The 12,624-nt window shown below is 41.3% G+C and carries 8 protein-coding genes, 1 tRNA gene and 1 pseudogene; 3 read left to right on the forward strand and 7 right to left on the reverse strand.

The window, feature by feature from the left end; translation table 11 throughout:
* The 3 genes from DP116_RS21625 to argF form a co-directional block, all read right to left on the reverse strand.
* Nucleotides 1-1,287, reverse strand: a 1,287-nt coding sequence (locus tag DP116_RS21625; protein WP_169157131.1) for a DEAD/DEAH box helicase family protein, incomplete at its 3' end; no start/stop codon positions are given.
* Between the two features lie 85 nt (nucleotides 1,288-1,372).
* Nucleotides 1,373-1,978, reverse strand: coding sequence for a transcriptional repressor LexA (gene lexA, locus DP116_RS21630; protein ID WP_169157132.1), 606 nt, complete (start codon nucleotides 1,976-1,978; stop codon nucleotides 1,373-1,375).
* Between the two features lie 160 nt (nucleotides 1,979-2,138).
* Nucleotides 2,139-3,065: an ornithine carbamoyltransferase gene (argF, locus tag DP116_RS21635; RefSeq protein WP_169157133.1), complete on the reverse strand. Its 927-nt coding sequence runs from the start codon at nucleotides 3,063-3,065 to the stop codon at nucleotides 2,139-2,141.
* Between the two features lie 385 nt (nucleotides 3,066-3,450).
* Here argF and DP116_RS21640 point away from each other — a divergent pair.
* Nucleotides 3,451-3,522, forward strand: a tRNA-Thr gene (locus DP116_RS21640).
* Nucleotides 3,523-3,750: 228 nt separating this feature from the next.
* Here DP116_RS21640 and DP116_RS21645 read toward each other — a convergent pair.
* The 4 genes from DP116_RS21645 to surE all read right to left on the reverse strand — a co-directional run bounded on the left by DP116_RS21645 (nucleotide 3,751) and on the right by surE (nucleotide 8,594).
* Nucleotides 3,751-4,920: a hypothetical protein gene (locus DP116_RS21645; RefSeq protein ID WP_211173434.1), complete on the reverse strand. Its 1,170-nt coding sequence runs from the start codon at nucleotides 4,918-4,920 to the stop codon at nucleotides 3,751-3,753.
* 398 nt (nucleotides 4,921-5,318) lie between these two features.
* Complete coding sequence (locus tag DP116_RS21650) at nucleotides 5,319-6,389, reverse strand: bifunctional riboflavin kinase/FAD synthetase (protein WP_169157135.1); 1,071 nt, start codon at nucleotides 6,387-6,389, stop codon at nucleotides 5,319-5,321.
* Between the two features lie 204 nt (nucleotides 6,390-6,593).
* A complete protein-coding gene (locus DP116_RS21655; RefSeq protein WP_169157136.1) occupies nucleotides 6,594-7,514 on the reverse strand; it encodes an MBL fold metallo-hydrolase in 921 nt (306 codons plus the stop codon).
* 282 nt (nucleotides 7,515-7,796) lie between these two features.
* Nucleotides 7,797-8,594, reverse strand: coding sequence for a 5'/3'-nucleotidase SurE (gene surE / locus DP116_RS21660; RefSeq protein WP_169157137.1), 798 nt, complete (start codon nucleotides 8,592-8,594; stop codon nucleotides 7,797-7,799).
* A gap of 560 nt (nucleotides 8,595-9,154) precedes the next feature.
* On the opposite strand from surE, the pseudogene grpE reads away from it, so the two are divergent.
* Together grpE and dnaK are read left to right on the forward strand one after the other, a co-directional pair.
* A pseudogene (gene grpE, locus DP116_RS21665) lies at nucleotides 9,155-9,905 on the forward strand (nucleotide exchange factor GrpE); the annotation flags it as partial.
* 213 nt (nucleotides 9,906-10,118) lie between these two features.
* On the forward strand, nucleotides 10,119-12,077 hold the full coding sequence (gene dnaK / locus DP116_RS21670) for a molecular chaperone DnaK (protein WP_169157138.1): 1,959 nt from the start codon (nucleotides 10,119-10,121) through the stop codon (nucleotides 12,075-12,077).
* Nucleotides 12,078-12,624: the final 547 nt, after the last annotated feature.

Below are 12,624 nucleotides of genomic sequence, written 5' to 3' on the forward strand. Positions count from 1 at the left end.
TTCCTTTCCTGGATGAGGACGCAAAACTCTTCCCCGCCGTTGAATGAACTGGCGGGGATTAGCTGAACTTGCCAAAATCACCGCCGTTTGAATTGCAGGAATATCAACTCCTTCATCTAAACAGCGAATAGCGACTAAACCTTGCAATTCTCCGCTTTCAAATTGACGCCGTAAAACTTCTCTTTCTTCTATAGATGTTTGGGATGTGTAGGTACTGACTTTATAACCCAGTTCTACCCCCAAAGTTTTGACGACAGCTTTCAGTTGACGTAAGCTAGAACGTCCCACTTCTTGTGAACCATCACTACAATAGAAAAGTGTATGACTTGTTTCCCGACGAGTTGACATTAACTCCCGCAAAGCATTTAACTTATTTTCGGCTGCACCAATTAATCTTGCTCGCTGCATTAATAACGGCTTCAAATCTTCGTTATCTTCCAAATCTGCCAAGTCAAGATTTTCACGGTCTCGATATAATAGTGCTCGTCCAATCTTTTGCGTTAGTTTAGCATAGGCACGGCTTTCTATTTCTGTTAATTCTACTAATATGGGATAATAAAGATAATGTACTAAAGCACCATTGGAGATCGCATCTCTTAAAGTAAACTCTGGTTTGAGAACAGGACCAAAATAATCAAATAAAGATTGGGTCCCACCTTCATCAAAATACCTTTCTGGCGTAGCAGATAAAGCCAGTCGTAACCCAACACGACGAGGTAAACTTTCTTCCAACTTCGGTGCGCCTAAGTTATGTGCTTCGTCTCCAATAATTAAAGTCTTTTCCGGAAAATATTTGAGTTGAGATTGAAAGCCATCTCCAATTAAAGTAGAGTTACTAGTAATAACTGTCAGAAACAATTGAGAACCAGAACGGACATTATAAAGTTGTGTGGAAAGTTGACTCTGCCAATTGTGTAAACTCTCAAAAGCTAAAATAGGTTGCAAATTAAATTTTGCACATTCTCGCGCCCATTGCGTGACAAGATGTCGATAAGGACAAACGACGAGCAAGACTTGTAAGTTAATTTGCTTGTATAATTCACAGGCGATCGCCAGCGCTGTAATTGTCTTCCCACTACCAGTCGCCATTTTCAGCGTTCCTCTACCGTTGTTGGCAAACCAGTTATTAACGGCTTGTCGCTGATACCCTCGCAATTGCAGAGATGGTGGCATTTTAGGGCATCCTGGTAATGGTTGTGTCTGATACCCACCCTTACTTTCGCCTACAAATGGTAATTTTAATTTGAATGTAGCTGTTTGCTTAACTTGATTTTTTGTCAAATACATAGAAAGGCAATAACGTCAAGGTAGTGGTGAGTGGAAAGATGAGGAAGTTATTTCCCTCATCTCCCCAATCCCCTTTCTCTATTTATCAGTTGTAATTACGCCAAATGGCGACAAGGGAACCTTGCACCTGTACCTGAATAGCGTTCACCTCTATGGGATCGTATTTCGGGTTTGCAGGTTTGAGGGTAATGCGATCGCCTAGTCGATAAAACCGCTTCAAAGTCGTACCAATACTATCTACTCTGGCGGCGACGATAGTCCCATTTTTCAGTTGATCTGGTTCTAGTACTGGACGCAAAAATACCAAATCTCCCTCCACGATTGAATCTTCAATCATGCTGTCACCAGTTACCCGCAAAGCATATGCTTGGGGAGGTAATGACAAATGAGCTAAATCTATATTTTCGACAGCCTCAGTGAAGGGTTCTATTAATCCACCAGCGGCGATCGTTCCCAAAATTGGTACACCTTGTTTTAACGCTTGTAGAACTCTAATTGTCCGTGCTTTACCTTCACTCCATTCAATGTACCCCTTATTGCGTAAATGTTCCAAGCGACTTTGAATTGGTGCAGGTGATTTTAAATTCATCGCCTGCATCATTTGTCGAATCGAAGGTGAATGCTGGTGTCCTCGTATGTATTCAGCCAGCCATTCATAAAGTTGTTTTTGAGCTTCTGTCAGACGTTCCATAAATTTGTAGGGAGGTGAATACAAATGCTCCTAGAACATTAGTACTACAAAAAACCTCCCTACGCACTATTTATTTTAGATATTTTGATAAATTCAAGTTAGAACAGAGAAGAAATGAGTCAATGATCGAGTAAAAATCTAACTATTTATGACTCACACCTTAAAATTCTTCTGCCCCTAAGATGCTTGCAAGTAAAGCTTTTTGAGCGTGCATCCGATTTTCAGCTTGATCCCAAATACGTGACTGAGGACCTTCCATAACCTCATCAGTAATTTCTTCACCACGATGTGCTGGTAAACAGTGTAAAACAATTGCCTCGCTTTGAGCAAGACTCATCAGTTGTTCATTCACTTGATAAGGTTGAAAAATAGGCATTCTATTGTCTGCTTCTTGTTCTTGCCCCATACTTGCCCAAACATCAGTGTAAATGACATGAGAACCTTTTGTTGCAATTTCTGGATCATGAGTTAAGAGGACTTCGGTTTTATTGGCTGCAATCAAACGTGCTGTTTCTATAATTGCTGCATTTGGTTCAAATCCATTGGGTGTGGCAATTCTCACATTCATTCCCACCAAAGCGCAACCCAATACCAGGGAATTTGCAACATTATTCCCATCTCCTACATAAGTCAAAGTCAATCCAGAAAAAGTGCCAAAGCATTCTTGCACCGTCATCAAATCAGCCAAGACTTGACAAGGATGTTCTAAATCAGTCAGAGCATTAATGACAGGAATTTTGGCATAATTAGCAAAAATTTCCAATTCCTGCTGTGCAAAGGTACGAATCGCCAAAATATCGAGGTATCTATCCAGAACTCGCGCTGTATCCTGCACTGGTTCCCCGCGACTAACTTGAGTCACATTGGGATTGAGATCAATCACCTGTCCACCCAGTTGGTACATTGCGACAGTAAAACTGACTCGTGTTCGAGTTGAAGCCTTGGAGAACAACAGCCCTAACACTTTATGACACCGCAATCTCAGCTTTTGTGATTTTAGCCGAGATGCCATTTGCAGAAGTTCTAGAACTTCCGTTGGACTAAAATCTGCCAGACTTAATAAATCCCGTCCGATCAACGCTGCCATGCTTGTTGCTCTACAAAGAACAGTTTTGTCTTTCTGTTTGGTGTACCCAGCCGTGTCAAAAAAATCTTGCCTTAAAACTACACCAGATATTTTCTGTCTAGCCTATAGTTTTAAGGTGGCTTTGGTATATCACTAGTTTATCAATATCGTCAGTGAAAATAATCACAAGTTTGTTTGATTTTCATTACAGTCACCGCGCTTGTAAGTATGCTTCTAGGTGGTGACATCGGCAGTATGATAAAAATGAGATATTTTCAGCGCAATTTGGACAAATATAACTCTTCACACTAGTATATTGTCAAATCAGCTTGTCTATGGTATAGTCATAAATTAGTGTGATGTTCAAAAAAGACAAGGCAATTTCTATTTTAGAAAAGCCGAGTATGCCAGCATAGCACAGTGGTAGTGCATCCGACTTGTAATCGGAAGGTCGTCGGTTCAAATCCGACTGCTGGCTTTTGTGGTTGTCGATTAACATATTATTTGTCGTCGTTAACAAATTAATGTCATCGAACTGTTCTGAGTGAAGGTGCAAGGTCGGATTATTGATGTTTACGCTGCAAATAAAGCTGATTTTATCAAGTTGAAGGATGGAACTGAAATTCGGTTGGATAGAATTGTTTCAGTCAATAATAAGCTGCTTTCCTCTTACTCTAATTCATCGCACACTAACTCCTAGGTAAACCTACTTAAAAATAAATGAGAACTTTTCTAAGATAAACTTTCTTTGATTTACCTGACTTAATTTCCAAGCATGAGCATCTACTACAAAATGCGCCATAGTTAGCCCCAGTAATCCTCCCAGAAGAAAATCCGTACAACTTGAAAGGATACTGTGATTTTGAATAAAGACAAGCTTGTTTAAATCTTGACTGTAGAAGAAAATCAAGCCCCCCACTATTAAATACAGTGAAAGCAAAAACAATGACTTCAAAAGAGTAGACTGTTTTTGGGCTTTATCCTTTGCTTGTTCAGAATTTATAGCGATAACTGTCATGAATATAATGTATTGAATTCCATGTGCAGTTGCATAAGTATGAAATGTCACTAAAATATTATCAGATAAGTAAATCGGCAAAAAGAAGAACACTAATAGAAAGAAGAAAATTGACTTGAGTAATGTAAAACAAGAGTTTTTTACAATAAAAACATAAATACTCAAAATTAGACCTGCAAAGAAGACAGGCTGTCCCATCCAATAGAAAAAGTTTATCAAATTATGTAAATAACTAGGAGCTACGTTGTAGCCGATAACTTTCCAAGTTGGAAGAATACCAGCTAATATTCCTAAAGTAATAGAAATTTTTTCTAATCTGCATATAGGTTTCTTTGTTTGAGAATACGAAATAAAACTGTAAACTCCTATATTTTGCTTACCATAATGATAAGCTTGCCATAGCCAATAAAAAAGCAAAAGATAAGGTTTGAAAAACTGACTTGAAAAAGTAAAAATACACCCGCAGAATACAAACAATATCAGAGGTGTATATATGTACATGAATTTATTTTGAGATATTATGTTAATCCGGAATGCTTTAACATTATAAAAATAAACTGTTGTTGAAACATGCGCCATTGCTAAGAATAATAAAGTATATTTAATCGTCTCAACTTCTATGATTTTTTGTTGTGTATGACTGAGAATCGTAAAAAATATAATCGGTAAAACTGTACCTAGTAATAAACTTAATTCAAATATATTCTTAGGGTTACCCGTGCTTATCAAAAGCCGTTGTAAATATTTAGTATTGTTGCCCATAGTGATGTTAGTTAGCAATAAATCGGGGGTGGATTTCTGTCTTATGCACTCATGAATAAGTGCATGGGAAAATGGGAAATGGTTTTTTCTTCCCATTTCCTTATTGCCTCAGTAAGAGGATATGTGTTGAAGTCTAAAATGTCATGCTCTACGCAAACGGGTAGTGTGCACCTTGGACGCTCATACCAAGTTGCGCCTTAATGATCTCATCAGGTGCCCCTCTGCGATGCTTTGGAGAGAGGGTAAAGTGACAAGTATCAATATAACACGCGTAACAGTATCTCAAAGTTTGACGGTAAAAAGGAACTCCTCGTTCCGCCCAATGAGAAAGTTAGTTCCCAAGACGTGAAAAACGTCGGTGCAGGACTGGACTAACCAGTTGCCTCCACCGACGTTTCCCTCAAAACAGTACTAGTCTCACTTCGCTCTACTCAGAATGACAAAATGACACTTTTGGGACAGACATCCCCTTACTATTCCCCCAATAAGCTAGACTAAGACTCTGCACTAAAAAAAGCTCTAGCGATATCACAGTCTTGTTGAATTTGTGTTTTTAGGGCTTCTAGAGAAGAAAATTTTTGTTCTGGTCGCAAAAATCTTTCTAGTTGCACTAACAACTTTTTGCCATACAAATCACCAGACCAATCTAACAGATGGATTTCCACAGATTGATACGTACCGTTTACCGTTGGACGATGACCTATATTCATCACGCCCAAGTAAATATTCTCTGGATTGTCTGGTGTTTCATCGTAGATTAAAACGCGAACAGCGTAGACACCGTGGCAGGGCAAAAACTTGTCTTTTGGTAATTGTAGGTTGGCTGTGGGAAAGCCAATAGTTCTGCCCAGTTGTTGACCTTTGATGACAGTACCGATAAGAGTGTATGCACGTCCTAACAGTTGATTTGCGCTTTGAAGATCGCCTCGGAGTAAAAGTTGCCGGATGAGTGAAGTGCTAATGCGAGTTTCCTCGGCGGAAGCAACACTGACATCACTGCTGTCACAAGGTCCATGACAAGCAGACGTTTCTAGAGGAACGATAGAAACAGGAATGCCGTACTGGGCGGCGAGCAACTTCAAATCCACAGCTGTACCACTGCGGTTGGAACCAAAGCAAAAATCTTGCCCAACGCTAATTCGTGCAGCTTGCAGTTGTTGCACCAGAATCTTTTCTACAAACTGTTCAGCAGATAAGGCAGATAATTCTTTGTCGAAGGGTAGCAGGACGAGTTGTTCTACTCCCAGCGATCGCAACTGATGAATTTTTTCATCCAGTGGTGTTAACCAAGTACGGGGTTGCCCAGTAAAAAATTCTTGTGGATGAGGATTAAAGGTGACAACCGTTGAGTAAACGTGTGGAGTTTGAGAGGACGCAAACAGCGTCTCGGCAAAGTTCCCCACGTCTTCTGCTCTGTTGAAGGGCGGTAATATAGGTTGAATAACCTTTTGATGACCACGGTGTACGCCGTCAAACTTGCCAAGAGCAACAAAAGTTGGAGTTCGAGCCAATTCGGTTGAAGAAGTTACCCACACAGAACACCCATTTTGAGACAAATTTAGCACGTCGATTCTGGGATTTGAGGTTATATTAAGCTCTCAGCTAATACAGTTCTAAGAACCAAAGCCCTATGCCTTCCCTAGTGGTGGGTATGCTCGTGCAACTGTTCGTTGACACCTCGGCAGGCGAAAAGCTTCTCATTGTTGTGCACGAGTTGTGTGCTAGCGACTGATTGCTGAAAGCTCCTAATCACCAATCTAATCCAAAATTTAAAGTTGCTCCGATTGCAATCTATAAGTCGAAAATTTCCTAATAGGAAAAGATTCTGATAAAGGGATTGGTACAGGAACTTGAAGCACCATTCCTTCATGTGCCATGATAGCACCAGGAAATTTCTGTGTGGCTTCTTGTCCGACACGATCCAAAAACTCATCGTCATGAGATGGATCGTGATGAAAAATGACCAGAGTTTTGACATTAGCGGATCTGGCTATCTTTACACCTTCTTGCCATGTGGAGTGTCCCCAACCAATTTTAGGCTGAATTGGGGAATTATACTCTTCATCAGTGTAGGTGCAATCGTAAATCAGGATGTCAGCGTTACGAGCTAAGCGCAGGGCGTTTTCATCTAGTCTGTCAGAATAATGTTCAGTATCAGTAATATAAGCTATTGCCCCACCACGCCAATTAACTCTGTACCCGACCGCTTCTCCTGGATGGTTGAGTGGAGCTGTTTCTATGGTAATGTCATGAATGTGAATCGGTCGCCCTGATATAACGTCGTAGAAATCTAAATTTGCCTGCATAATCTGCAAGGGAACAGGAAAATTTGGGTGCAGCATTTGGTCATTAAGACGCTGTTCTATGGTTGAACCATCGGGAGCGATCGCACCATAAATATGAAAAGTGTTTCCCTTAACAAATCCTGGAGAAAAGAAAGGGAAACCCTGCATATGATCCCAGTGGGAGTGGGTGAAAAAAACGTGTGCCTCTATCGGCATATTAGACAACAAAGATTGCCCTAAAACGTGCAGTCCTGTGCCTCCATCAAAAATTAAACGTCTGCCACCCACTTGCATCTCTACACAAGGGGTATTACCGCCATAACGAACGGTGTGTGGTCCCGGACAGGGGATACTGCCACGAACGCCCCAAAAATGTACGGTAAATTGATTCTCTATCCTAGACATGGGTGTTGCTTGCTGGACTGAGCGGGCACTCAATAAAAAAAATTGTTACTTATTTTGTTCAGTTTATTCTGTTTCACGACTTTTAGTAGTAGTAGAATTTCTTGGTAATACAGCATACCTTGTTTCAGGTTAGTTTTGTCTTTACTTATGAAAAACTTCAAGGCAGAAGTTTTGGAGTGCAAACGTTTCCGTATAAGTTATTTTCACTTAACTTCCTACTTTATAACCGAAATTTTGCTGTCATGGTTTTATCCATATACTTGCCGTCATAAAGAAAAGACATTACGGAAATTTCAAATTCCATTGAGATAATTGATTCAATCCATTTGCATAAGTAAGGTTGTATTGTAGTGGGGTTATACTGATGTAGTTTTTACGGATCATATGCACATCTATAGGTATGTTTTCAGAAAGATTTAAACCTAATGGAGGTTCCACATCTTCCACAACTTCTCCCGTTAACCAATAATAAGTTTTCCCACGCGGGTCTACTCGTTTATCAAAAACATCGATGTAACGTCGTACTCCCTGGCGGGTGACACAAGCTCCTGCAATTTCTTCCCATTTAACAGCAGGGATATTGATGTTAAGTAACATCAACTCTGGTAGAGGATTTTGCGCCAGCTGTCCTACTAAGATTTTGGCAAAGTTAGCAGCCGGTTGAAAATCCTTATTTATATGACTAGTAAGACTGAGGGCGACACTGGGAATGCCTTCAATCAAACCTTCCATTGCGGCAGATACAGTACCAGAGTAGAGAATTTCAGTTCCTAAATTAGCACCCTGATTAATGCCAGATAGAACTAAATCTGGTGGAGAATCTAACAAAGCCCACAGCGCCAATTTAACACAGTCTGAAGGAGTTCCATCACAAGCCCAAGCTTTGACGCCAGGATGGAAAATCGACTCAACTATTTCAGCGCGAATTGGTTGATGCATTGTTAACCCATGCCCGGTTGCGGAACGCTCTCGATCCGGGCAAACTACATTGATCTCATGACCTGCTTGCGCTAGAGTGTTTGCCAGAGTACGAATACCTAAAGCAGAAACACCATCATCGTTGCTAATCAGTATATTCATAAATATTTAATCCATCGTCATAGTCAATAGTTAGGAGTTAAGAGTCAACACTCAAGAAGTGATGGCGTAATTGGTACTCCACCCACATGCGCCTAAACCCTGTAGTAAATCTCTAGGATAGTTTACTAGAGTCTATATTCCGCACCCTCAACTGGCTGTTAGAGCTTTTGATTCTCAAGTTGATGTAGAGATATCCGCCTGACAAGATCTCGCAAAAAACAATCAGATCTGGCGAAAAAGTAATACCAAGTTGCGGCGAAATCACCTTACTCTCCATCTCCTTTGGAATACCTTGGAGACGGTAACCCGTCCAAGGAGGGTATACGCTAACTGACTCAGCATTTGTCAAAATAGATGACGGTGGTCATTCTCAAGCTAAACAATGAAGAATGAAATATTCCGTACTTCATTCATAGTTTATACAATCTTATAAGAATTCGTCCGCAACTTTGTTGCCTAGTTCATACTTCATACTTCAGGGAACCAGTTTTTGCACCCGAATTCAATTGTTGCAAGATATGGGGATAACTACCCAATTCAGCATCCAGAAAGAGTGCACAATGATAGACGAAGATAAACACCAAAACAACACAAACCAGCAATCAGGTGAAGAAAGCGAGGAAAAGCAAGCAATGACAAGCGACTCTACAGCCGAAATCAATGCCAACGTAACCCAAAGCGAGACTGAGCCAGTGGCAACCCCAACCGATGTCTCGCAAAATACACCTACACAGAATCAAGACAATAGTGTTGCTGCAAAAGTTGAGGGCGCAAGTACTGACTTGACAGCCAAAGAAGCAGCACTTCACCAACAAATTGAGTCCCTAAAAGCGCAGTTAGAAGAGCGTAGCACTCAATACATGCGGATTGTGGCTGATTTTGAGAATTACCGCAAACGGAATCAAAAAGAGAAAGAAGATTTGGAACAGCAGATAAAACGGAACACGATTACTGAATTACTACCAATCGTTGATAATTTTGAACGAGCAAGAGCGCAAATCAAACCCCAAAATGATGGGGAGATGACGATTCACAAAAGTTACCAAGGTGTTTACAAGCTATTAGTAGATTCCTTAAAGCGCCTGGGTGTCTCACCAATGCGTCCTGAAAACCAACCATTTGATCCCAACTTGCACGAGGCAGTATTGCGCGAACCTACGGATGAATATTCTGAAGGAACAGTGTTAGAAGAGTTAGTACGCGGATATTACTTGGGCGATCGCGTACTGCGCCATGCAATGGTGAAGGTGGCTGCTCCGAAGGAAGATGCACCCTCTTCCGAGGAAAATTCAGTCGAGTCCAGCCAATAGCTCAGCTGTATTCGCTCGCCTTACTGATGAAAAGTCCCTGGAAAACAGGGGCGAGCAATCTAACCACACCCGACAGATAGTCACGGAAACATCACGCCCAAAGTTTAGCAACCTTTACCCGGTGTTCGTGTATCGCTAACACCGGACTGAAGTTGCTCAAAACTTCAGAGACCAAGTAGTCAGTAAAAATACTGATGTCAAACAACTGATATTTATGGGAAAAGTTATTGGGATCGATTTAGGCACTACCAACAGTTGTGTCGCGGTTCTCGAAGGTGGTCAACCAATTGTCATTACGAATTCAGAGGGTGAACGAACGACTCCAAGTATTGTGGGATTCGGTAAAAATGGTGAACGCTTGGTTGGTCAACTGGCAAAACGTCAAGCTGTCACAAATGCTGAAAACACTATTCTCAGTATTAAGCGATTTATCGGTCGTCGTTGGGAGGACACTGCAGGTGAACGCTCGCGCATTTCTTACACCTGTGTCAAAGGTCGAGATGATACTGTTGATGTGCTCCTTCACGGACATGATTATACACCACAAGAAATCTCCGCGATGATCCTGCAAAAACTCAAACAGGATGCGGAAAACTTTTTAGGTGAACCTGTCACTCAGGTAGTAATCACAGTACCTGCATATTTTACACATGCCCAAAGACAAGCGACCAAAGACGCTGGCACTATTGCGGGACTAGAAGTTTTGCGGATTATCAATGAACCGACTGCAGCTGCCTTAGCGTTTGGGTTGGACAAGCAAGACCAAGAGCAGCTCATTCTCGTATTTGACTTAGGAGGCGGTACCTTCGATGTCTCCATTCTACAGTTGGGGGATGGAGTCTTTGAAGTGAAGGCGACTTGTGGCAACAACCATTTAGGTGGGGACGATTTTGATCACTGTATTGTCCTCTGGATGATCACACGCTTCCAACAAGAAGAGAAAGTTGACCTTTCTGGGGACAAAATGGCTTTGCAACGTTTGCGGGAAGCAGCGGAAAAGGCAAAAACGGAACTTTCCAGTAGAATCAGCACTTCAATTAACTTGCCTTTTATCACTGCTGATCAAACAGGACCAAAGCATTTGCAGATGGAACTCACCCGCGCCAAATTTGAAGAGTTAACAACACATCTGGTTAAAGCGATCATCGAACCGATGAGTCAGGCGCTCAAAGATGCACAACTCAAACCACAAGACATTGATCGGATAATCTTAGTGGGCGGTTCCACTCGGATTCGGGCTGTTCAAAATGCCTTGAGCAAATTTTTTGATGGCAAAACTCCAGATCGTTCTGTCAACCCCGACGAAGCAGTCGCACTGGGAGCAGCTATTCAAGCTGGGGTGCTGGGTGGTGACGTAGATCATTTACTTTTGTTAGATGTTACGCCCTTGTCTGTGGGAATTGAAACCTTGGGAGAAGTGTTCACTAAAATTATCGAACGCAATACCACAATTCCAAGTAGCCAGTCCCAAATTTTTTCTACAGCAGTTGATGGACAAACCTCTGTGGAAATTCACGTCCTTCAAGGTGAACGGGCAATGGCACGGGATAACAAGAGTTTGGGCAAATTTCTTCTTCAGGGAATTCCGCCAGTTCCGCGTGGTGTACCGCAAATTGAAGTCTCTTTTGAAATTGATGTTAATGGCATCCTCAAAGTTGCGGCACAAGACAAAGGCACTCTTCGAGAACAAAGTATTCTCATTACCAATACAGGTGGCTTAAGTGCCAACGAAGTTGAAAAAATGCGGCAACAAGCTGAAATGTTTGCCGAAGATGACAAAAGGCGTATGCAACTGGTTGAACTGAAAAATCAAGCAGATAATTTACTGTATAGTTACGAATCAACCTTAAAGCATAATGGCGGTATGATTGATGACCAGATGAAAGTTTTGGCACATGAAAAAGTCATACAGCTACAAGCAGCAATCACAGATGAATCTATTTCTATAGCCCAATTCCAACAACAGTTGGATAACTTCCAGCAAACTTTGTTTGACATTGGCTCTCAGGTGTATAATCCCGTTAATAGCCAAACTGATACAATAATCGCAGCTTCAGATAATCAATTGACTTTAGAATCAGCAGCGCCCCCTAGTGGAACGTCAACACCACCATTTGACTTTGATTTGAAAGACGAGAGTATGATGCAGGTTGGTTACGAGGCAATAGACTAGAGAATTGCCAAGAGTTTGGGTAGTGTGCAAAAATGACAGATCCTAGATTCTGACTCCTCTACACTTTTAATTATTGAATCTCTGAAATTGGCTTGTCAGGTTGCCCTACACCATACATATCCGGTAATACCATTACTTTCATGAACGGTTTTCCACACTTTTTAGTGCGGTTAGCTCGTCTGTAAAGTAAGCGGAGTTCTTGCAATATACGTAGCACAATTGTAAAAGAGACAGCCTCAGGCTATTGCTTTTGTCGTTTACCATGAGAAAAGCACCTGTTGCTGTTGTCAGTAGTGAGTAAAAATTTTCTGGTCTTAACTTAGTCTTTGATTTCAAAACTAATTCCAGATTCCTTTGACTCAGTGCTCGACATTCAGAACTGTTATGGTGATTTTTGTATAAAGGAAAAGGTAAAATTTTAGTATTAATAAAACTTAACTATTGCCTTCTGCCTTCCCGAACTTCCGAACGGCGGAACTCGTCGTTAAAAGTTCTGTTTGCATAGCCCGCTTTCTACCTTTTAACTTTCACCTTTGCTCTATGGCTC

Source organism: Brasilonema bromeliae SPC951, assembly GCF_012912135.1.
Lineage (GTDB): Bacteria > Cyanobacteriota > Cyanobacteriia > Cyanobacteriales > Nostocaceae > Brasilonema > Brasilonema bromeliae.